Genomic DNA, 21,214 nt, shown 5'->3' on the forward strand with positions numbered 1-21,214 from the left:
TCGAGTTCTCGGCGCGGTCGCATCCGAGAAACCCGAGGTTATGAAGCCAACACTGCAGATCTGTTGTCGGTTTCTTAGGAGTTGATGAGAATGCGACGGCCCTCGCTCCGAGCGAGGCCCCAGGCCTTGATCCGATGGCACCATGGCTGGGGTGAGTACACGCGAGCGCATCCTGATCGTTGACGACGACGCGAAGGTTCTGAATTCGCTCGAACGTGGACTCCGATTGTCGGGCTTCGACACGGCAACTGCCGTCGACGGACGATCGGCCTTGTCATCGGTGAACAAGCAATGCCCGGCCGCGCTCGTTCTCGACGTCAACATGCCCGGCCTCGACGGCGTCGGGGTGGTGACCGCCCTGCGCGCGATCGGCAACGAGGTTCCGATCTGCGTGCTCAGCGCCCGAAGTTCCGTGGGTGATCGCATCGCGGGGCTGGAGGCGGGCGCCGACGACTACCTCACCAAGCCCTTCGAGTTGGCCGAGCTCGTCGCCAGACTCCGCGCATTGCTTCGACGCACGACGCGAGCCACCCCGTCGGTCGACCATCCGATCACGGTGGGACCGCTGACGGTCGATCTCCGTGGCCATCGAGCGCACATCGACGGTAGACGAATCGAACTCACCAAAAGAGAATTCGACCTGTTGTCGGTACTCGCCGAGCACGCCGGTGTCGTACTCAGTCGCGCACAACTCCTGCGACTCGTCTGGGGTTACGACTTCGCCGCCGACACCAATGTCGTCGACGTCTTTGTCACCTACCTACGCAAGAAACTCGAAGTCGACGGAGCGCCCCGCGTGATCCACACAGTGCGTGGGGTGGGCTTCGTCCTGAGGGCCGAACGATGAAGCGGCCGCTGTCACTTCAGACTCGCGTAGCCATCGCCTCGGGCCTGGCCGCCGGAATCGTGATTGCCGCGATCGGAATTGCGTTCGCGGTCTTTCTGCGTGTCAACGGATCCGAACAACTCGAACGCACTCTCGATTCCGTCACCCTGGGCGTCGCGGCGAGTGCGCCGAGCCCGCTATTCATCGAAACACCAACTGCAACAACAGAACCATCCGTGGTCAGCCCCGGATTCAACGCCGCGACCGTCAGCGCCTTGGCTACCACCGATGTTCGCAGTCGTGATGTTCTGGTGCCCGGCGACAGCGGCGCCGCACTGGCCGTCAGCATCCCCGAAGACCCACTGACCCAGGCAATCCGTGAGCAGCAGTTCCAAGTGGCCGCTGCAGCAGTGGTCGCCATCCTTGCCGCGGCCGGGCTCGGTTGGTTCCTCACCGGCCGAGCCGTCCGGCCACTACAGCAATTGACCGAGACCACCAGTTCGATCGGCAACAACCTCGACGTCGACGGACTCTCGCGCCGGGCACCGTCGGTACGTGGAACGCGAGAAGCCGAAGAACTGTCGGAGGCAATCCACAGCATGCTCAGTCGCATCGAAAGCGATCGAAGCCGCACCGAGGAGGCGTTGGAGTCGGCACGCGATTTCGCTCGCGTCTCCGCCCACGAACTGCGCACACCTCTCACGTCGATGCGTACCGATCTCGAAGTTCTCGCAACACTCGATCTCACGGAAAGCCAACGGCGCGAACTGTCCGGCGAATTGTTGGAAGCGCAGCGCCAGATCGAGCGCACCCTGACCGACCTCGAGACTCTAGCCCTGGGTGACGTGGCCGATCCCGAGGATTGTGCCGACGTCGATCTCGTCGAGGTTGCCGATCGCGCCGTCGCTGACGCCGGCCGTCTCCACCCGCAGGTCGACGTTCGTTTGAAAGCACCGGAAGAACTTTCGGTTCAGGCCTTTCCCGCGGGTATCCGTCTGGTGCTGACCAACGCCGTCACCAATTCCGTTCGGCACGGCAATGCCGACGAAGTCGAGATCACCGTCCGATCAGGGGCTGCGACGGGTTCGGCGACGGTTTTCGTCGACGACAACGGCACCGTGATCGCGCCTTCGGAACGCGAAGCTATGTTCGAGAGATTCGTTCGTGGTACCGGTGCGGGCGACGCCGGAAGCGGTTTGGGACTGGCCCTCGTCGCGCAGCAGGCGAGGCTGCACGGCGGTAGCGCGCGACTCGACAAGAGCCCACTCGGCGGAACTCGATTGATCTTCTCGATCAACCCAATTCGACGTGCAGAGCCTCGAGCAGCGGCTTGGCCGCCTCGTCGAAGAATCGGTCTTGGGTATCTCCACCGATCTGTACCAGTGCCACATCGGTGAATCCGGCGTCCGTGTATGCCTTGACCGCTTCGACGATCACATCGAGATCGGGACCACACGGAATGCTTTCAGCTACATCCTCTTTGCGCACGAACTGAGTCGCACCCGAGAAGCTCGCCGGCGTCGGCAGTTCGGAGTTCACGGACCACCCTCCGCCGAACCACCGGAACTGCTGATGAGCTCGTGCAATTGCCGTGTCGCGATCAGGGTCCCACGAGATCGGAATCTGACCGATGGTCCGGCCTGCGGGAGCCAATCCGTATGCTCGGCCGTGCACGTGCTTCCACAAGTGCACTAGCTCCGAATCCGGTTGCACGGCAATCAGATCGTCGGCCATCGGACCGAAACGCTCGACGGACTTGTCTCCGGACATGGCCAGCGCCAGCGGAACCGGGTTCTCGGGGAGATCCCAGATCCTGGCGGACTGGACGTCGAAGTACTCCCCCTTCCAGCTCACCAGATCTCCGGCGAGCAGTGCGCGAATGATGCTCACCGCCTCCTGCAGCATGTCCTGGCGGGTGTCGATGGACGGCCAACCCTCGCCGACCACATGCTCGTTCAGGCTCTCGCCACTTCCCAATCCCAGGGTGAAGCGTCCGTCCGCGAGGATCTGGATCGTCGCAGCTTTCTGAGCGACGACGGCGGGGTGGTACCTCACGGTCGGACAAGTCACGTACGTCATCAAACCGACTCGCTCGGTGGCGTGGGCGACTGCCCCCAGCACCGACCAGGCGTAGGGTGCATGCCCCTGCTCGGTCAGCCACGGCGAGTAGTGATCACTCATCACTTCGAAGTCGAAGCCGACTTCTTCGGCCCGAACTGCATGGCGAACCAGTTCTTTCGGACCTGCCTGCTCCGTCATCAAGGTGTAGCCGAATCGTGCCATCACTGATCAACTCCCGGTATCTAGGCCTGAAACGAGTTCGGAAATCACACTGCCGTCGAGGTGGTCGAGAAGGTCGCGGGCGTCGTCGTACACGGCAGCCGCACCCGCACCTTCGAGTTCGTCGGTCGACATGCCGCCGCTGCGCACTCCCACAGCCACAACGCCCGCCCATGTCGCCGCCTTCATGTCCCAGACGGCATCCCCGACCATGACCGCATTGCCCGCGTCGACACCTGCCTTCGCGAGCGCGACCTCGATCAGGTCCGGATCAGGTTTGGCTTCGTCGACGGATTCCGAAGAGGTGGCGGCGTAGATCATTTCGTCGATGTCGAGCGTCCGGCGTAGCAACTTCAGTTCGTCGTCCGGCGCCGAGGTAGCGAGCACCACGTGCAGTCCGAGCGAGTGAACTCGGCGGATCAACTCGCGCGCTCCCGGCAGTACTCGGAGACGGTCGGCCGACTGCCGGTAGTACGTGGTGTGAAGTTCTTTGGCTCGCGGTCCGCACCCTTCGATGTCTTCGCCGAGCAAGGACTCCAGTAGTTGGTCTCCGTCCATGCCGATGCTGCGGTGTACCCGCCACGCGTCGACCGGGCGACCTACCTCGAAGAAAGCTCGCGACCACGCTTCTACGTGCAGATAGTTGGAATCGACGAGCGTTCCGTCGATGTCGAAGAGAACCGCACCTATTGCCATGGGAATTGACTGCCCAACACCTCGGTTCGCGAAACTTGTGCCCCGAGCATTCTCAGCTCGAGAAGCGGATCATGGAGAGTGCGAACAGCAGAAGTGCACGTCGAACAGGGGTGTCGTCATGGAGTCAGTCGTTGTATTCCTTCTCGCATGCTTCGTCTATTGGTTTGCGCTTCTGTAGTTGAGTAGACGGAAACGGACCGCTGCCGGGAAGTGATTTCCCTTGCAGCGGTCCGCATTCGGTAGACCTAGGCGGTGCTCATGTCAGCGGGTCACTGACCTGCGCGTACACCTTCTTCGACGCGCTTGCCCAAATCTGCGTCGACGTTCTTCCAGTACTCGAAGACACGCAGCAGAACTTCTTCGCTGACGCCGGCAAGGGCGTGGCCGACGATGTTGCTCACCAGGCGCTCACGAGCTGCGTCGTCGAGAACTTCACGGACCAGCGTTCCGGCCTGCGTGAAGTCGCCGTCCTCGGCGTGCTCGATGTATCCGGCGCGCACTGCCTTGCCGTCGAATGCCCACAGTCCTTCGTCACCGGCAACCGACGGATCGGCATGCGGTCCGCCGTACGAGTTCGGTGCGTACACCGGCGTCGACGGGGAATTGAAGCTGTAACGCATGGCGCCCTCCTTGGAGTAGGAGTTCACCTCGTTCTTCGGGGCATTGACCGGCAGGTCGGCGTAGTTGGTGCCGATGCGGTAACGATGTGCGTCGGCGTAGGAGAAGACGCGGCCGAGAAGCATCTTGTCCGGGCTGAATCCGATGCCGGGCACCACGTTCGACGGCTCGAACGAAGCCTGCTCGATCTGCGCGAAGAAGTTCTCCGGATTGCGGTTCAGCGTCCACTTGCCGACCTCGATCAGTGGGTAGTCCTTCTGGGACCAGACCTTGGTGAGGTCGAACGGGTTGAAGCGGTAGCCTTCGGCCTCGTCGACCGGCATGATCTGAACCTTGAGTGTCCAGCTCGGGAAATTACCGGCCTCGATGGCGTTGTACAGATCCGCGCGGTGGTAGTCGGGATCGCTACCGGCGAGGCTGTCTGCTTCGGCCTGCGTCAGGAACTCGATGCCCTGATCGGTCTTGAAGTGGTACTTCACCCAGAAGCGTTCACCCGCAGCGTTGACCCACTGGTAGGTGTGCGATCCGAAGCCGTCCATGTTGCGCCAGGTCTTCGGGATACCGCGGTCACCCATCAGCCAGGTCACCTGGTGAGCGGTCTCGGGACGCAGAGTCCAGAAGTCCCACTGCATGTCGTGGTCACGAAGACCGGAGCCGGGCAGTCGCTTCTGCGAACGAATGAAGTCGGGGAACTTGATGGCGTCCTTGATGAAGAACACCGGGGTGTTGTTGCCGACGAGGTCGTAGTTTCCCTCTTCGGTGTAGAACTTCATCGCAAAACCGCGCGGATCGCGCCAGGTGTCCGGGCTGCCCTGCTCACCGGCGACGGTGGAGAAGCGGACGAGGGACTCGGTCTTCTTACCCGGCTGCAGGAACGCGGCCTTGGTGTACTTGCTGACGTCGTGTGTGATGACGAGTTCACCGAAAGCGCCGCCGCCCTTGGCGTGGACGATGCGCTCCGGGACACGCTCGCGGTTGAACTGCGCGAGCTTCTCGATCAGGTAGTGGTCGTGAAGGAGCACCGGCCCCTGAATACCCGCGGTCAGCGATTCGTCATCACTTGCGACCGCGATACCGAAATTGTTGGTGGTGGGCTTGGTCATGGCGAAGCCTCCTAGCGTTGTGGGCTGGGCGTCAGAGGAGCGGGGCTGCATCCGAGTCGAACGCATGGGCTGCATGCGAGGTGGCTGACTCGGAGGTTCTGGACGCATCAATTCGATTCTGCGAGACCGCGTCCGACTCGGTGTCGGATTCGGCAGAATTCTTCAGGCAATCTTCGCAACGGCCCCAGAACACGACCTCGGCTTCGTCGATTTCGAAGCCGTGATTATCGGAAGGTTCGAGGCAGGGAGCTTGGCCGACAACACAATCGACGTCGACGACCTTGCCGCAGCCGCGACAGACGAGGTGATGGTGGTTGTCACCAGTCCTCGTCTCGAACCGTGCGGGCGAACCCGCCGGCTCGATGCGTCGCAGCAATCCTGCGTTCACGCATGCCTTCAGCACGTCGTAAACGGCCTGTGTGGATACCGATCCGAGCTGCTGCCGCACGAGTGCTGCAACAGAATCGGCGTCTGAATGCGGTTGGGCTGTAACCGCATCCAGCACGGCGAGGCGCGGAGCAGTGACCCTCAACCCGACGACGCGCAATTGCGCTCGGGGGTCGAAGTCATGCTCTCCGTCTCGCATGTTTCCCAGTATGCCGCTTTTCTGGAATTAGTCAAGAAAAGGATTGCCTAAGTTGAATCGAGACCGGTGTCACATATCAAGGACGGGAACAAATCCGGGGAGACCGCCGTTGAACACCCTGTCGGCGTCCGAACAAGCCCCGGGCCCCACCCCTTTTGTCGCTGCGAGCGACCACCCGCCGAGAGGCGCCTGTGGGACGTCGACACCTGACTTTCACACCACACGACCAAGGCCGCCCGGTCACTGACGGGCGGCCTTGGTCGCTTTTCGCAGGTCAAACCCCCGTTACCGACGCCTGGCCGCTCCCGTAGTCATTTTTCCGCCCAGAATCACGACGCCGTGATGGGTGCCCGCAGCCAACCAGTCCGGCAGAGTCCGCCCCTCTGCCTCGACGCTCACGCGCGCGTATCGGAACGATCCCGTCAGCCTTGCCGACGCGATCGCCAGACCTCCACCGGACTCCGGCTGCGCAAATCCCAACGCCCCGGCAATCGGCAGACGCGGCCCGAGCATCCGCGCATCCGAACGCACCCGCCATCCGTCGCCGGTTGCAGTGAATTTCTGCTGCACGTCTCCGTCGAACTCGGCCAGCACCTTGGGTAGTTGCCAGTGGACTCGCCCACCGTGCACCGACGGTTCCGAATCCACCGCGATGAAAGGGACCGCCATCCGCGGCATAGGCCCGATCCGTTTCCCTGGCGCATGCAAGACCGGACTGGCGAGGATCTCGCGATACGGGCCAACCGGCGAATCGAGGTAGTCCACCATCATGGCCACCGTCATCGGAATCGTTCGACCATCCGGGCCGAGCTCGCGTGCCGCCGACGTACTGCGGTGCCACCACAGTGTCGCGCGAACGCGAGCCGGCCACGGCGGCGGATCACTCACCGGCCAATCGACGCGGTCACTTGTCGATTCAGGCACGCTCCACATCGGACACCTTCTCAGCTCGAATGGTCAGGGGAAGCCGCAAAGCGCCTGGTGCATGCGTCGGCACCACCGGATCGGACGGCAAAGTCGGATCGATACGTACGTATGGCTCGCCGGTCTTCGGGCGGGCGTCCGCGCCACCCTTGTTCGGCCACATCGCGCACGCTCGTTCCGCCTGCGCAGTGATGGTCAGGGAAGGATTCACTCCGAGATTTGCGCTCACCACCGAACCGTCCATGACGTGCAGTCCCTCATGACCGTATGCACGCAGATACGGATCGACGACGCCACTCGACGCGCTGTCACCGATAGCGCAGCCACCCAGAAAGTGTGCCGTCATCGGGATGTTCACGATCTCGGCGATGGAACCACCCGGGTCGCCGTCGATCTTCTCGGCGACCTTGCGAATGGCTGTATGACCCTGCGGAATCCACTGAGGAGGTGGATCGCCCGGTCCCGGTCTACTGGTGAGGGAGCGCCCGAATCGTTTGGTGTTCTTGGAAAGTTCGAGGGAGTTGTCGTCGGTCTGCATCACCAGCGCGATGACGGTTCGCTCGGACCAGTTCCGTACCGACAACGATCGCAAGAACGCTCCTGGGTGCCGGGCCGCGACTGCCAGAGTCTTCAGCACCCGGGGAGTTCGCCCACCGCCGTCACTCAGGACGGTCTGCAGAAGTCCTATTGCATTGCTGCCCTTGCCGTATCGCACCGGCTCGATGTGCGTGTGATCATCCGGGTGAAAGGACGACGTGATGGCTACGCCCTGCGTGAAGTTCCGTCGACGCGACTTCGACGTTGCGGCCAGTACGGCTTCGGAATTGGTACGTACGACGATGCCGAGAGTATCCGACAGGCCCGGCAGGGCACCGGATTCCTTCATACCGAGCAGCAGTCTCGCCGTTCCGTACGTTCCGGCGGCAACCACCACCTGATCGGCGGTGAACCGAACTTCTCGCCGGCGGACGCCGTCCGTTCGCCTCGCGAGCAGGCGGTAACCACCGCTTGCCGCCGGCCGAAGGTCGGTGACGGTCGTGAGCGGATGAACCCTGGCGCCCGCTTGCTCGGCGAGATGGAGGTAGTTCTTGACCAGCGTGTTCTTCGCACCGACTCGGCACCCGGTCATACATCCCCCGCATTCCGTGCAACCTGTGCGTTCGGGCCCTTTTCCGCCGAAGAACGGGTCCGGCACGGAAACTCCTGCCTCCCCGAAGAAAACCCCGACGGGGGTGGACGTGAAGGTCTCCCCCACGCCCATCTCTTCGGCTACGTCCTTCATCACCGCATCGGCAGGAGTGAAGGACGGATTGGTGCGAACACCCAACATCCGTTTGGCCTGGTCGTAGTACGGCGCCAGTTCGTCGTGCCAGTCAGTGATGTGCGCCCACTGACGGTCTTCGAAGAACCGATTGGGTGGCTGATACAACGTGTTGGCGTAGTTCAACGACCCACCTCCGACGCCGGCCCCCGCCATCACGAGCACATCCGGAAGAAGATGGATGCGCTGAACCCCATAACATCCGATCCACGGCGCCCACAGGTACTTTCGAAGTCTCCAACTGGTTTCAGGCAACTCGTCGTCGGCAAACCGTCGACCGGCTTCGAGCACCCCGACGCGGTAGCCCTTCTCCGTCAGGCGAAGAGCGGCGACACTGCCACCGAATCCCGAACCGATAACCACCACGTCGTAGTGCGTCGCGGTCATGCCTCGACGCTTTCGATCTTGCGAGCGGAGTAGTTCTCCCGATCGAAATGCTCCAGCAGCGAACGGAATTTGAAAGTGAACGTCGGCCACTGCACCGAGTTGCGCCCCTCCGGATCGATGTACCAACTCGAGCATCCGCCCTTGTTCCACACCGTGTGCTGCAACTCGTGCTGAATTCCCTTGTTGTAGTGCACCTGCACCGTCTCGTTCACGTCGAGGGCATCGATCCGCTCTCGCTTCATGGTGTTCAAGGCGTCGTTGACGTACTCGGCCTGGGACTCGAGCATGTACACGATCGAACTGTGTCCGAGGTTGGTGTTCGGACCGTACATGAGGAACAGATTCGGGAACCCGCTGACCGCAGTACCCTTGTACGCGTTGGGACTACCGTTCCAATGTGCGGCCAGCGTCTCGCCACGTTTTCCGGTGATCAGATGCGCAACAGGCGGTTCCGTCGGCGTGAACCCCGTGGCGAAGATGATGGTGTCGACCTTGTGCTCGACTCCGCGTCCGTCGACCACTCCGTTTTCGGTGACCGAGACGAGCCCACTGTCGACCAGACTCACGTCCGCGCGGTCAAGGGTGCGCAACCAGTCGTTGGACAGAAGCATCCGCTTGCAACCGATCGTGAAATCGGGAGTCAGTTTCCGGCGCAACTCCGGATCTTTCACCTGTCTGCGCAGATGAAGGCGCGCGGCCGCCTCGAAGGCAGGCAGCACCCACGTCGCGTGCGACATCGCGGCACCGAGTAGCTCGCGGAAGCCGTAAACCCACCCTCGAATCACCTTCTGTGTAACGGGAATCCGCGAGTACACGGCCTTCTGTGCGGCAGGCAGGGTGCGATCCATCCGCGGAATCACCCAGGCCGGAGTTCGCTGGAACACGGTGACATGGGCAGCAGGGTCGGCAATTTCGGGAACGAACTGAACCGCCGACGCTCCCGTTCCGATCACGGCTACGCGCTCACCGCGCAGTTCGTGTTCGTGGTTCCACGTCGCCGAATGGAAAGTGGTCCCGGAGAATTGGTCGAGACCGGGAAAATCCGGGATCTTGGGCGTCGACAACGCTCCGGTCGCGGCGACCAGAGCTTTGGCCGTCAACGACCCTCGAGATGTCCGAATACGCCACAGCGCCGCATCCTCGTCCCACACAGCAGCTTCGAGTTCGCAGTTCAGGACTACGCGTTCCACGATGCCGGTGTCTGCGGCCACCTTCTTCAGATAGTTGTAGATCTCGGGTTGACGAGCAAAGGTATGACTCCAATCGGCGCTCGGTGCAAAAGAATACGAGTACAACGCCGTCGGCACGTCACAGGCACAGCCTGGATAGGTGTTGTCGCGCCAAGTGCCGCCGATGTCAGCTCCACGCTCGATCAACACGACGTCTGCAGCGCGATTGTCGCGAAGCATTCTGGCGGCCAAGCCCATACCGGCAAATCCGGCACCGACGATCAGCGTTTCGACATGTTCGGGAAGCTTCACTTCTTCTCCACTCGGGATTGCCAGGCCGGCAACAGTCGCGCTCTGAGCGCGTCGTCGGCTTCGGATGTACGAAACAGGGCTGAGACGGCAAGCCCACGAACGAGTTCGATGGTGAGTTCGACCGACTCGGAGTCGAACCGATCACCGAACAACTCGGCGCTGCCGAACGCGAGCGCCTCACTCACCTTGCGTTCGAGGGGCACCGTCGCCGCATGCAGAACGGGATCGGTCCGCGCCGCGACCCACAATTCGAGGGCGGCATAGAACAGCGGCCCGGAGAACGCGTCCGACAGGACCTCGAGGCCTCGACCACGATCCACTTCAGCGGTGAGGATTTCTTCCAGCCGCTTGTCGACCAGATACTCGACGGCCGCGACGACCAGCGATTCCTTGGTCGGAAAATGATGCAGTTGCGTACCCCGCGAGACGCCTGCGCGGCGGGCGATCTCTTGCGTGCTGGTCCGTGCGTAGCCCAGCTCGACCAACGATTCGACGGCGGCGTCGAGGAGGCGCCCACGCATCGCCGCTGTACGTTCGGCCTGGGTACGGCTTACTTTCGCATCGGAAGTGGTCTCGGTCACAAGACAACTGTAGAGCCGAAACGTAAAACAGTCCAGGCTGACTTCAAATCTTGACACGTAACATACCGGTCAGTCAGCTCTGCCTGATAACGTCCTCGCATCGAGCGGAGGGAAACAATCGCTATGCCAGAGCAAACAGCATTTCCACACCGCCGTGTCGGGTTGGTGGAAGACCACGAGTCGGTAGCAATCGGCGTGTCCGTGATGCTCGAGGACGAGCCGGACCTCGAATTGGTGTGCATCGCGACCACTGTGTCCGAGATGCTCGCTCAGAACGTCGCCTTGGATCTGGCAATCCTCGACCTCCGACTGGCCGACGGGTCATCGCCCAAGAGCAATGTCGAGCAACTGCGGTCCGCCGGGCTCGAGACATTGATCTTCACCGGGGCGGAAAACCCGTACCTCGTTCGCTCGGCCGCCCGTGCCGGCGTACTGGGTGTTGTACGCAAGTCCGAACCGACTGCCGTCGTGGTTGATGCGATACGCGCCGCCGCGTCGGGAAGGCAGGTGGTGACGACAGAGTGGGCTGCCGCAATCGACGGGGATCCAGGTCTCGACGAAGTGGGTCTGAGCCCTCGACAACTCGAGGTCCTCGAACTTTACGCATCCGGAGAGAAGGCGGATCGAGTTGCGCGACTCACCGGTTTGGCGCCGCAGACGGTTAACGACTACCTCCAGCGCATCAGGCAGAAATATGCGGCTGTCGGACGACCCGCACCGACAAAAACGGATTTGTACAAACGCGCGGTCGAAGACGGGGTGTTACCAATTCCTGAACGGCCTACTTCCGGAAAAAAGCTGACTTTGACTAACAATGAGGTTCGGCAACAATAACTCTCACAGCGCTGCCCCTGAAAATATGGGCAGAGGAATTGATGTCTGGGAAAAATTTCCCTCTTCGAATTACATTCATCTGACAAGAAGACGGCACTGTCGGGGGTCTGTCATTCCGCTACAGAGAAGTAAGGACGAAACTCATGACAGTCACTGTGGAAAACTGCATGGCACAGGATCCCGTCGGACCGCACCTTTCGGAGCGCGAAATCGAGGTTCTCAGGGAATGGCTACTGAGTGATTCGAAGTCACGCGTTGCTCAAAACCTCTACATCAGCGTGGGAACGGTGGGGACCCACCTGTCGCGGATTCGCGAGAAGTATGCCGACGTTGGAAGGAACGCACCGACGAAATGCGAATTACTCGTGCGAGCGATACAAGATCAGATAGTGACGATCGACGAACTCTGATCGACAGAGTTGCTTTCGACAAAACAGCCAGTGCTTCTGACGAAATTCTGAGGCTCTTCGGCCGTTTCATCGGCGCCGGCTATGTCTGCTATCTGATATTGCTTGCCCCTGCGATTGCAGAAGCCACCACGATGTCTGCGTCGTGGTGGACTCCACTGGCGGTGGTCGCGACTTTCGGTAGTGGGCTGGCGCTGGGAGCATCGACGTTCCACGCCGACACCCGATGGGTGAAACGAACTGCGAGCGCAAATGCGGTTCTCTACGTCGTGGTCATCCTCCTGTGGTGGCCGGCGTGGAATGGTGACCACGTCACAGATTTCACCTTGTGGATTTCCCCCGGCGTCGCCAGCCTTGCTGCCGCTGCAGCTTGGCGACCGGCCGCTGCCGTCGTGCACCTTTTCGTAGTGGCAACACTCGCACAGTTGACCAATCACATAATCCGGACGAGTCCCACGACGCACCTGTTGGTTCCCGACCTCGCCTTCGCCTGGACATTCTGCGCGGTTTTCGTAGCAGCGGCCGTCATGGCCTTGCGAACCGGACGAGTACTGGATGCGACCATCGCCACCACTCATGCCGCTGCCGCCGGCGCCGCCGCGGCCGAGGCCAAATCCGTCGAACGCGAGAGATTCGACGCACTCATCCACGACACCGTGATGTCGACTCTGCTCGCTGCTTCGAGAAACGACGCCGATCCCTCGGTCGTCGCTCAGGCGCGAAGGACGGTGGCAAGACTCGACGAACTGCGCTCCGGAACCGACCACGAGACGAGTTTCGACTTCGACGGAATCCTCGCTCAGTTGCGTTCAGCCGCTTCGGAAGTGGACGAAAACATCACGTTCGAGACCGCCCTCTCCGACGGGTCTGATCCGAGCGGATACGCACCCGACTCGATTCGTGCGATGGCCGGTGCGATGGCCGAGGCACTGCGCAACAGCGTCAAACACGCCGGAAGCAGTGCACGGCGTTCGGTCACGGTCACGGCAACCGCCACCCACCTCGAAGTAGTCGTCACCGACGACGGCGTCGGCTTCGATCCGAGCTCCGTCGAGACGCATCGCCTCGGAATCACTGTCAGCATCCGCGGCAGAATGCGTCAACTCGACGGCGGATCGGCAACCATTCGATCGTCACCCGGCCGCGGCACTTCGGTGACTCTGACGTTGAGCTTGCCCGTAGCGGTGATGACATGACCAGGCCGGACGGACGAGATGTCCGCGATCTTCTCGGCATGCACAGCCGTGCTGCTCGATTCATGGCTGCATGCTTCGCGCTCACCTGCGTGATCTCGGTCGCCTACACATCCTCCGACGTCCGCGCAGTCTGGCCGATGATCTTGGCAATTATCGTGTGCTCGACTGCGGCTTTCACACTCGTACTGAGCAGAGGCGACCCGATGCCGCTGGGGCAGAGCGTTCTGGTGTCTCTGACCGGCGCCGTCACGAGCGGCCTGGTGTTGTCAGTGGTTCCCGTCCCCGTCAACGACATGACTCAACTCTGGATGTTCGGGATGTCGACGGCAGTCTTCACCTTCATGTGCGTTCGTGGGCGTACAGCACTCGCGTGGCTCGGGCTTGGACTCATGGTGTTGGTGACCGCCATCTGGTCCTCCACCACCGGCCAGGGGGCCATGTACGGAGTGTCGTTGACGGTCATCAACGCGGGCCCTGTTCTGATGTCGACCTTCTTCGCATACACCATCCGTCCTCAAGCCAGGGTTATCTACGAACTTCGTGAGCAGTCCACCCAACGAATTGCCTCCGCATCCGCCAGTGCTGCGATTCTCGAGGAACGCGACGCGCAACTCGACAGGCTCGATGTCCTTGCACGCCCGCTCCTCGAACGGGTCGCTTCCGGGGTTCCACTGACAACCACCGAGCGGCAAGAATGCGAACTCCTCGAGGCGCAACTCCGAGATTCACTGAGGGCGACAGGCTTACAACAAACAGATGTCATCGATGCTGTGCGTGCCGCTCGAAACCGCGGCGTCGAAGTGGTCCTGCTCGACGACCACGGAATGGATGGCGCGAACCCCGACGTGCGCGACCGAATCCACTCGAGCATCGTCCGGGAACTCACCGCGATCACGCGAGGAAAAGTGACCATACGGATCCTTCCACCTCGGCGTACCGCTATGGCCACGATGCTGGTCGACACTGAAGACGTTCGACGAATCGAGTTCGATCACAACGGAATGCAGCTGCTACGGCAGGGGGACCGGGGAGAGCTCGGCACCTCGTCCATGTCCGCCGATTCGACTACAGACAGCGCCCGTCGAACCCGAATAGCTTTCGAGGAGAGTGAGATTCACCGGGTCGATCACCAGGAGAAATGAATGATCTTCGAACTGCGTCCAGCGCATGTCGCACGTGTCCTCGCCGCACTGTGTGCCCTTCCGATTCTGTGGACCTTCGCAGTAGAGGGAATCACCACGACAACGGAATACGACTACAGCACAGGCGAAGTGTCCTCGTCGAGCGACCTGGGCTCTCAGATCGGAAGCGTCGTGATCTGGATCGTCCTCGCGATCGCATTTGCCGCCGGTGCCTGGTATCTGGAGAAGCAGCGCATCGGTTGGCCGCCGGCGGCGCACGAGCAGCTGGTCAGACTGCAGCTGGCATCACCCAACCGAGAAGAGTAAAGGTCCCTACCGCTTCCGATCGCCGGCGCGGAGAAGATTACTGGGAACCGTATGGCCCACTATCTCCTCTGCAACGGCAGCGGCACGAATGCTCGCATCCAGGTCGATACCCGTCGCAATGCCCATGTCTTCGAGCATGTAGACCAGTTCCTCCGTCGCGATGTTGCCACTGGCACCGGGAGCGAACGGACAACCGCCGAGACCTCCGGTGGACGCGTCGAGGTTTCGAACACCGTGCTGCACAGCCGCAAACGCGCAAGCAAGACCAGCGCCACGCGTGTTGTGGAAGTGCGCACCCAAGCCGAAGTCACCTACTCTTTCGCCCACAGCGTCGATCAATCGTCCGACACGTCCCGGCGTGGCAGTACCGATGGTATCTGCGATCGAGAACTGATCAGCACCGAACTCCTTGGCCTGCTCCGCAATCCGCAGAACACGATCCGGGTCGGTTGGACCGTCGAACGGACAGTCCCAGGCTGTGGCCACGATGACCTCCACCCGTCCTCCGGCGTCGTGGACGATCCTGACGACCTCTCCGATACGTTCGGTCGCTTGCTCCGTCGTCGACCGAGTGTTGGCCTCGCTGTGGCCATTCGATGCCGACACAACATATTCGACGGTTTTCATTCCTGCGGCGACGGCCCGTTTCGCTCCACCGATTCCGGCGACCAATGCCGAGAACTCGATGCCGGGCCACTGGTGCAGTTCTGCGGCCAACAATTCCGCGTCGGCCAACGCCGGCACAGCGCGCGGTGAGACGAACGACGTCGCCTCGATACGCGAAACACCCGTCGCAGCCAGAGCGTCGACAAGACGAAGTTTCTCCGCCAGCGACACCGGGTCTTCGATCTGCAACCCGTCCCGTGGTCCGACTTCACGAATACTGACTGCTGGAATACCCACGCCAGGTACCGACATGTCAGATCACGCCCTTCATCTTCAGTTCTGCCTGCTCGTCGTCCGAGAGTCCGAGGAGCCCGCCCCACACCGAGGAGTTGTCGTGACCCGGCGCCGACGCTCCCGCGTTGCGCACGGATCCGGGTGTCTCACTGAAGGTAGGCACGACGCCCAAGCCGAGGACGTTTTCACCGATCCGCTCGTCGTAGTGGTCGACGAGCATCCCCCGCTCGATCAGCTGCGGATCCTTGACGACATCTTCAACCGTATTGATCGGCCCGGCAACAACTCCCACTTCGGTGAGGCGTTCCACCAGGCTGGTGGGATCTTGGAGCGCGACCCAGGCGCTGATCAGTTCGTCGAGCTCGTCCTGATGTTTGCCACGGGCAACATGATTGGAGAAGCGGTCGTCATGCGCTAGTTCCGGTCGCCCCATGATGGTGCACAGACGCACGAAGAGCGTATCCTGATTGGCTGCGATCACCACCCAGTTTCCTTCAGAGGTCTGATAGATGTTGGACGGCGCAATACCCTCCAATCTCGTTCCCGAGGGCTGCCGGATGATCCCGCCCCGATCGTAATCCGGGATCGTGGATTCCTGCACCGCCAGACAGGATTCCGTGAGGGCAACGTCGACCACCTGACCACGGCCGGTCCGCTCTCGTGAGAGCAACGCCGCCAGCACTCCCTGAACGGCGAACATCCCGCCGAGAGAATCTCCGAGCGAAAGGGCAATACGCGGAGGCGCCTGCCCTGGATAACCGTTCAGATGCCGAAATCCGCTGACCGCTTCGGCAACCGAGGCGTAGCCGGCGCTCTTGGCTTGCGGTCCGCTCTGCCCGTAACCGGATACCCTGGCCAACACCAACTTCGGATTGCGCGCACTGAGAACGTCGAATCCCAGGCCCCACTTCTCGAGGGTGCCCGGCCGGAAGTTCTCGACCACCACATCGGCATGTTCGATCAGATTCAGAAACAGGTCTCGTCCCGCGTCGACGCGAAGGTCCAACGTCACACACCGCTTGTTGCGGGCGTGAACCGTCCAGAAGAATCGATGACCGTCCTGCTCGGCCTGACCCCAGGTACGAAGCGGGTCCGGGCGGTCCGGCGATTCGATCTTGATCACGTCGGCGCCCATGTCGCCGAGCAGTTTCCCGGCGAAGGGCCCGGCGATCAAGGTTCCGAGTTCAATCACCCGATAACCGTCCAGGGGCCCGGTGGGCGCACCTTCCGACACAGCTGCCTCCTCTGGGAACTTTTCTCCCCTTGAAGGCTACGTCACCACCCGATATCGCAACATCATGTCGTGGTCTTCGTGATCGAGCATGTGGCAGTGCCAGACGTACCCCTGAAGGTCCCCCATGCCGACTTCTCCGTGTGCCGAGTGATCTGCCATGGAACCTCTCGCGAAAGTTGCATCCGGATCGAAGCCCAACTCGTCGGCCGTCGGAAAGCGCACGATCACGCGGGTAATCGAGTTGGCATCCACGATGACAGTGTCCTTCTCCCCCGTTTCCCACACTTCGGGAGGCCGCAGCGGGGGGGTCACGAATTCCTCGGCCGACGGCGTCCACCGGACTCCCAGGTCAGGTACCGGATACCGCTGCATGAGCGCTGCAGTGTCGATGTTCTGGCGCCCCACAACGCGGAACGCCACCAGATGCAGATGAATCGGATGCGGTTCTGTGGTGATGTTGATCAGATTCCATTGCTCGACGGCTCCCTGACGTGGCAGTTCGATATCCGAATCGGTGAACCTCAAATTGTTGAGCGACATGGTGATCGACGGGTAATCCGAGGGACGCGACAGCTGCATGATCGTGAGATTTCGCACCACATCCGGGGACGCCGGTTCGGCAGCAACGGAATTCAGCTGCTGCGGGATCGAGCCGGTGAATCCCTTTGCGTTGCCCACGTCGAACCGACAGAAGACCGGCATCACCTGCGTGCCGCGTTGCGCCACCGCAAGGGGTACCGGTTCGTCGTTGCGCAATTCCACCGTCGTGCCCGGCTCGAGCATACTGAAGTCGACAAGCAGATCAGCGCGCTCACCCGGACTCAACCGAACGTGATCCGTCGGCGCCGGGGCGGCCAGTAAACCGCCTTCGGACCCGATCACCCAGAACCGCATACGATTTGCGAAATGCAGATTCCACACCGAATAGGTTGCGGCGTTGAGCAGTCGCAATCGATACAGGCCGCGGGCAACCTCCACTTTCGGCCACACGACGCCGTTCACCACGCCAACGTCACCGGGGGTCGCCGGATCCCATGAACCTTGCGGAGTGAGCCACGTGGAACGGACACTCTGTTGACCGTCGGAGGTGAAGACCTTGTCCTGCAGAATCATCGGAAGCTCGAATTCGCCGGACGGCAAGCCGAGAGAATTCCCGGTGGTGCCTGTATCTGCGTCGTCACGGAGAAAATACATCCCGACCAGCCCGGCGTAGACGTTGAGGCGCGTCATTCCCATGGCGTGATCGTGATACCAAAGATTGCCGGCGGCACGACCATGCGTGTACTCGTGAACCAAACCTTCGCCCGGACGCTGAATCAGCTCCGGATGCCCGTCGAACTGCGGTGCAGTAACTCCTCCGTGCAGGTGAAGCGAGGTGGGGACCTGTGTGCGGTCGAGGTCGCTGACGCCGTGCAGACCCGGATCGACATCCGCGGCAAGCGGATACGCAGAAATGTCATTGGCATATCGGACTGTGACGAGCTGATCGACGTGAGCTTCGATGGTGGGGCCCAGATAATCCATTCCGCCGTAACCCAGCGACGGCGACGACGGTAGGTCCGGATGGAATCGGTGCATCGACGATGCCGCACGAAGCTCCAGGTTGCCACCCGAAATGCCCGGCAGGACAGGAAGGGTCTCCCGAAACGGTTCCAGCCGGGGTGACGGAAGTTGGAACGGGCGCAATGGATCGACATCAGGTGGTCGAGCCGTCGCTGATCCAGCGGACAACGCGCTCAGACCGGCCAGCAGGCCAAGCCCTTGAACAAACGATCGGCGACGGATCTTGTGTGACTCGTCCACTCACGGCCCCCTCACGCTGACGGCATCCGGAGCGGGTTACCCGCGTGCTCGCACGGTCAAACACCGACCACCTTCTCCAACCAAAGCTCGAGAATCGGCGACCTTACCCCACCCCACCGGTCGCCATACTCGACGACCTCCTCCGTCACGACGAAACACGTTTGCGGACAACGGATGCACTCTTGCAGCTTTGCGAGAAGCCGAAGATTCGAATATACCCTTGACTCGAACGCATGTTCGAGTATCCTTTGGGGAGGGGATCGGGGGATTCAATGAGTGTCTTGTTGTCGGATGTGGTGTCTGGTTCTGCGGTGGGGTTACGCGGACGTCTGTGGCGGTTGTCTGCTGCCGAGTTGCGCGCTGCTGCTGTCGAAGCGAGTGCGGAGATTCTTCGTCTCGAAGCTGTGCTTGTGGCGGTGGTGGACGAGTTGTCGTTGCGCCCGGATGATCAGGTGATTGCCAGTCGCGGTGTGGGTGCGTGGTTGGCGGCTAACACGATGCTGCAGGTTCGGGACGGGAAGAAGATCGCCGCGTTGGGTGCGGCTTTGCGGCCGTTTCCGGCTGTGGCGGCTCGGTTCGATTGCGGGGATTGCTCGTTCGAGCATGCGGTGTTGATCGTGGCGTTCTGCGAGTCACCACCGAAAGGCATGCCGGAGGAGGCATTACCGAAGTGCATCGATTTGTTGTTGGCTGCTGCGTCGGGTGTGGAAGCGACGACGACGAAAGTGCGGAACGTGATCGCGACCTTGGAGCGGTTGTTCGAATCCGATGAGATCCCGCCCGCCGAAGATGTCGATCTCAATGAGTTGCGGATCGCCTCGACATTGAACGGTCGAGTGGTGGTGCGCGGGGATTTCGACGCCCTCACCGGCGAAATGCTGTTGTCGGCGTTGTCGAATCTGACGATGCCCACCCCGGCACCCGATGGAACCCCGGATTCTCGGTCGGCAGCGAAACGAACGGCCGACGGGTTCACCGAACTGATTCGCCGCTATCTCGATTGCGCCAAGACCGGTACCGATGGTGGTCAGCGTCCGCATGTGAACGTGCACATCAATGCTCGGGATCTCGCTGAGCATCGGGACTGCGCCGCCTCTTCTGATGGTGAAGAGTCTGCGTCGGATCTTGATGTCGGGCACATGCCCTGGCTCGGGCCACTGTCCGTATCGCAGACCAGACTCCTCGGGTGTGACTGCTTCCTCTCCACTGTTCTGCTCGACGATCACGGCGCACCGCTCGATGCGCAACCAGGAAAGAGGTTGGTCACCGCCGAACAACGCGTCGCGTTGATCGCCCGAGACAAGGGCTGCGCCTTCCCCGGCTGCACATGCGTACCCGCCTGGACCGATGCGCACCACATTAAGCACTGGGCCAACGGTGGCCCGACGGTGATGAACAACCTGGTCCTGCTGTGCCGTTCACATCACCGACTGATGCACCGCAAATCCGGGTTCGTCGGGAAATGGGAAATCCGAATAGGAGTCGACAACAAACCCTGGTTCATCCCGCCGCCCTCGATCGACCCCGGGCAGCAACCGCGCCCAGCGAACACCACATTCAAAACCTGAGAACGAACCTCAGGCACAACAGAACACGGCCGAGCACCGCATCGAAGGGATCCCCCCGATGCGGTGCCAACAGACCGTGGCGAACCCGTCAGACGGCCTGCGCAACCTTGGCGGCTCGCGGGAATCGCTCCCGAATCTCCGCTGGCGTGACAACTCTCGGGTCCAGGGGTTGCTCGTCACGCAGGTGGCGCTCCAACACCTTGCCCGTCATCGGCGCAATGACTTTCAGAGCAGTGGTCATGTTCTTCGGTGAACTACCCAACCGGACTGCCGTTCGCACCGCGGGCGCAATTGCTCTGTCCAACAACGCTGGCTGATCGAACCCACCCATCGTTCGCATCCAGCCGGGCAAAGTCGCGATAGTGGCCGGCGCGACCAATCGGCTGAATGTCGCGAACTTCGTCTTCCCCTGCGCTCTCGGTGTTCTCAACAAGTAGTGCATCGCCCGGTTGGCACGCTCGGAGGTACACAATCTGGGCCTGACTTCAGCGAAGTACTCACGTACCTCGTCTCGGGAGCGTGGAACGTCGGAGGTCTTGCATGTCTGTAGTTCGGCAGCGATCACGCATTCTTCCCAGTACCGCTGCTCTTCGACAGCTGAAAGCGGGCCCGGCCCATACATCTCGTAGCACTTGAGCACCGAATGCCAACCCGTCACGTGGATCCAGAGTTGTGACGCCGGATTGTTTGCGCTGTAACGAGTTCCGGTGATCGGTTCGATGCCCGTAGCCTGAGCATGAACTGTCATGAGGTGGTCGGACAGCGCCAGTGCTGTCCGCCCGTCGGCAGTGGCGACGGTCAGGAAGTACGCCAAGGTTCGGTCGAGTCGCCCGGCCGGATCGCTGTAAATCCCGCTCATGTCTGCCACTGCGGCAGCCAAGAAGGGGTCGAAGTGCTCGAGCACCACCGACCGCTGGAACCCGATCAGCGCTGTCGGCGCGGCCCAGATCTTCCAACTGGGTGATCCTGGGCCGAAGAAGCCGTAATCCTCACGCGGTCGATTCATCGTCAGTTCAGACAT

Annotated in this window: 20 protein-coding genes; 8 read left to right on the top strand and 12 right to left on the bottom strand. The window is 61.6% G+C overall.

From position 1 onward, the window contains the following. Window positions 1–142: 142 nt before the first annotated feature. Together V3587_RS24620 and V3587_RS24625 are read left to right on the top strand one after the other, a co-directional pair. Window positions 143–847: a response regulator transcription factor gene (locus V3587_RS24620; RefSeq protein ID WP_003943475.1), complete on the top strand. Its 705-nt coding sequence runs from the start codon at window positions 143–145 to the stop codon at window positions 845–847. Then, complete coding sequence (locus tag V3587_RS24625; RefSeq protein WP_042446646.1) at window positions 844–2,223, top strand: sensor histidine kinase; 1,380 nt, start codon at window positions 844–846, stop codon at window positions 2,221–2,223. The genes V3587_RS24620 and V3587_RS24625 overlap by 4 nt, the downstream gene beginning before the upstream one ends. Here V3587_RS24625 and V3587_RS24630 read toward each other — a convergent pair. The 8 genes from V3587_RS24630 to V3587_RS24665 form a co-directional block, all read right to left on the bottom strand. Beyond that, the gene (locus V3587_RS24630; RefSeq protein ID WP_007732341.1) at window positions 2,120–3,109 is read right to left on the bottom strand and encodes an LLM class F420-dependent oxidoreductase; all 990 of its coding nucleotides are present in this window, start codon (window positions 3,107–3,109) and stop codon (window positions 2,120–2,122) included. The two genes, V3587_RS24625 and V3587_RS24630, sit on opposite strands and share 104 nt — an antisense overlap. A 6-nt stretch (window positions 3,110–3,115) precedes the next feature. After that, complete coding sequence (locus tag V3587_RS24635; protein WP_283377291.1) at window positions 3,116–3,802, bottom strand: HAD family hydrolase; 687 nt, start codon at window positions 3,800–3,802, stop codon at window positions 3,116–3,118. 269 nt (window positions 3,803–4,071) lie between these two features. Beyond that, window positions 4,072–5,523, bottom strand: a complete 1,452-nt coding sequence (locus V3587_RS24640; RefSeq protein WP_003943483.1) for a catalase — start codon at window positions 5,521–5,523, stop codon at window positions 4,072–4,074. A gap of 31 nt (window positions 5,524–5,554) precedes the next feature. Further along, on the bottom strand, window positions 5,555–6,109 hold the full coding sequence (locus V3587_RS24645; protein WP_283377292.1) for a Fur family transcriptional regulator: 555 nt from the start codon (window positions 6,107–6,109) through the stop codon (window positions 5,555–5,557). Window positions 6,110–6,394: 285 nt separating this feature from the next. Then, window positions 6,395–7,042, bottom strand: a complete 648-nt coding sequence (locus tag V3587_RS24650) for a hypothetical protein (protein WP_283377293.1) — start codon at window positions 7,040–7,042, stop codon at window positions 6,395–6,397. Then, a complete protein-coding gene (locus V3587_RS24655) occupies window positions 7,026–8,741 on the bottom strand; it encodes a GMC oxidoreductase (RefSeq protein ID WP_283377294.1) in 1,716 nt (571 codons plus the stop codon). The genes V3587_RS24650 and V3587_RS24655 overlap by 17 nt, the downstream gene beginning before the upstream one ends. Then, window positions 8,738–10,222, bottom strand: a complete 1,485-nt coding sequence (locus V3587_RS24660) for a flavin-containing monooxygenase (protein ID WP_007732326.1) — start codon at window positions 10,220–10,222, stop codon at window positions 8,738–8,740. Before V3587_RS24660 ends, V3587_RS24655 begins: the two co-directional genes overlap by 4 nt. Further along, on the bottom strand, window positions 10,219–10,743 hold the full coding sequence (locus tag V3587_RS24665; protein ID WP_283377320.1) for a TetR/AcrR family transcriptional regulator: 525 nt from the start codon (window positions 10,741–10,743) through the stop codon (window positions 10,219–10,221). The genes V3587_RS24660 and V3587_RS24665 overlap by 4 nt, the downstream gene beginning before the upstream one ends. Window positions 10,744–10,926: 183 nt before the next feature. On the opposite strand from V3587_RS24665, the gene V3587_RS24670 reads away from it, so the two are divergent. From V3587_RS24670 to V3587_RS24690, 5 genes are all read left to right on the top strand, one after another. Further along, window positions 10,927–11,637, top strand: a complete 711-nt coding sequence (locus V3587_RS24670; protein ID WP_050656944.1) for a response regulator transcription factor — start codon at window positions 10,927–10,929, stop codon at window positions 11,635–11,637. A 167-nt stretch (window positions 11,638–11,804) separates the two neighbouring features. Next, a complete protein-coding gene (locus V3587_RS24675; protein ID WP_003943509.1) occupies window positions 11,805–12,047 on the top strand; it encodes a LuxR C-terminal-related transcriptional regulator in 243 nt (80 codons plus the stop codon). A gap of 131 nt (window positions 12,048–12,178) precedes the next feature. Then, window positions 12,179–13,240 (top strand): sensor histidine kinase, encoded by a 1,062-nt coding sequence (locus V3587_RS24680; protein WP_283377295.1) that lies wholly within the window; start codon window positions 12,179–12,181, stop codon window positions 13,238–13,240. Further along, window positions 13,237–14,382 carry a hypothetical protein gene (locus tag V3587_RS24685; protein ID WP_260457148.1) on the top strand — a complete coding sequence of 382 codons (1,146 nt, stop codon included), beginning with the start codon at window positions 13,237–13,239 and terminating at the stop codon, window positions 14,380–14,382. The genes V3587_RS24680 and V3587_RS24685 overlap by 4 nt, the downstream gene beginning before the upstream one ends. Further along, window positions 14,383–14,688, top strand: coding sequence for a hypothetical protein (locus V3587_RS24690; RefSeq protein ID WP_283377296.1), 306 nt, complete (start codon window positions 14,383–14,385; stop codon window positions 14,686–14,688). A 6-nt stretch (window positions 14,689–14,694) separates the two neighbouring features. Here V3587_RS24690 and V3587_RS24695 read toward each other — a convergent pair whose 3' ends face one another. Genes V3587_RS24695 through V3587_RS24705 form a run of 3 tightly spaced genes read right to left on the bottom strand, consistent with a single transcriptional unit; the run spans window position 14,695 to window position 18,625 of the window. Beyond that, a complete protein-coding gene (locus V3587_RS24695) occupies window positions 14,695–15,591 on the bottom strand; it encodes a hydroxymethylglutaryl-CoA lyase (RefSeq protein WP_370852725.1) in 897 nt (298 codons plus the stop codon). 16 nt (window positions 15,592–15,607) lie between these two features. Continuing rightward, on the bottom strand, window positions 15,608–16,822 hold the full coding sequence (locus V3587_RS24700; RefSeq protein WP_007732303.1) for a CaiB/BaiF CoA transferase family protein: 1,215 nt from the start codon (window positions 16,820–16,822) through the stop codon (window positions 15,608–15,610). Between the two features lie 36 nt (window positions 16,823–16,858). Beyond that, window positions 16,859–18,625 (bottom strand): multicopper oxidase family protein, encoded by a 1,767-nt coding sequence (locus V3587_RS24705; protein ID WP_283377297.1) that lies wholly within the window; start codon window positions 18,623–18,625, stop codon window positions 16,859–16,861. Window positions 18,626–18,897: 272 nt separating this feature from the next. On the opposite strand from V3587_RS24705, the gene V3587_RS24710 reads away from it, so the two are divergent. Beyond that, window positions 18,898–20,193: an HNH endonuclease signature motif containing protein gene (locus V3587_RS24710; RefSeq protein ID WP_283377298.1), complete on the top strand. Its 1,296-nt coding sequence runs from the start codon at window positions 18,898–18,900 to the stop codon at window positions 20,191–20,193. An 88-nt stretch (window positions 20,194–20,281) separates the two neighbouring features. Here V3587_RS24710 and V3587_RS24715 read toward each other — a convergent pair whose 3' ends face one another. Further along, entirely contained in the window at window positions 20,282–21,214 is a 933-nt protein-coding gene (locus V3587_RS24715) for an oxygenase MpaB family protein (protein WP_080961232.1), read from the bottom strand.

Origin of the sequence: Rhodococcus sp. IEGM 1306, assembly GCF_036541985.1 — a bacterium.
Lineage (GTDB): Bacteria > Actinomycetota > Actinomycetes > Mycobacteriales > Mycobacteriaceae > Rhodococcus_F > Rhodococcus_F qingshengii.

Bases quoted from the DNA above. Each gene is read 5' to 3' on its own strand.
- V3587_RS24620 (WP_003943475.1), top strand. From the start codon at position 143: ATGGCTGGGGTGAGTACACGCGAGCGCATCCTGATCGTTGACGACGAC.
- V3587_RS24625 (WP_042446646.1), top strand. From the start codon at position 844: ATGAAGCGGCCGCTGTCACTTCAGACTCGCGTAGCCATCGCCTCGGGC.
- V3587_RS24630 (WP_007732341.1), bottom strand. From the start codon at position 3,109: ATGGCACGATTCGGCTACACCTTGATGACGGAGCAGGCAGGTCCGAAA.
- V3587_RS24635 (WP_283377291.1), bottom strand. From the start codon at position 3,802: ATGGCAATAGGTGCGGTTCTCTTCGACATCGACGGAACGCTCGTCGAT.
- V3587_RS24640 (WP_003943483.1), bottom strand. From the start codon at position 5,523: ATGACCAAGCCCACCACCAACAATTTCGGTATCGCGGTCGCAAGTGAT.
- V3587_RS24645 (WP_283377292.1), bottom strand. From the start codon at position 6,109: ATGCGAGACGGAGAGCATGACTTCGACCCCCGAGCGCAATTGCGCGTC.
- V3587_RS24650 (WP_283377293.1), bottom strand. From the start codon at position 7,042: ATGTGGAGCGTGCCTGAATCGACAAGTGACCGCGTCGATTGGCCGGTG.
- V3587_RS24655 (WP_283377294.1), bottom strand. From the start codon at position 8,741: ATGACCGCGACGCACTACGACGTGGTGGTTATCGGTTCGGGATTCGGT.
- V3587_RS24665 (WP_283377320.1), bottom strand. From the start codon at position 10,743: ATGCGTGGGCGCCTCCTCGACGCCGCCGTCGAATCGTTGGTCGAGCTG.
- V3587_RS24670 (WP_050656944.1), top strand. From the start codon at position 10,927: ATGCCAGAGCAAACAGCATTTCCACACCGCCGTGTCGGGTTGGTGGAA.
- V3587_RS24675 (WP_003943509.1), top strand. From the start codon at position 11,805: ATGGCACAGGATCCCGTCGGACCGCACCTTTCGGAGCGCGAAATCGAG.
- V3587_RS24680 (WP_283377295.1), top strand. From the start codon at position 12,179: ATGTCTGCGTCGTGGTGGACTCCACTGGCGGTGGTCGCGACTTTCGGT.
- V3587_RS24685 (WP_260457148.1), top strand. From the start codon at position 13,237: ATGACCAGGCCGGACGGACGAGATGTCCGCGATCTTCTCGGCATGCAC.
- V3587_RS24690 (WP_283377296.1), top strand. From the start codon at position 14,383: ATGATCTTCGAACTGCGTCCAGCGCATGTCGCACGTGTCCTCGCCGCA.
- V3587_RS24710 (WP_283377298.1), top strand. From the start codon at position 18,898: ATGAGTGTCTTGTTGTCGGATGTGGTGTCTGGTTCTGCGGTGGGGTTA.
- V3587_RS24715 (WP_080961232.1), bottom strand. From the start codon at position 21,214: ATGTCTGAACTGACGATGAATCGACCGCGTGAGGATTACGGCTTCTTC.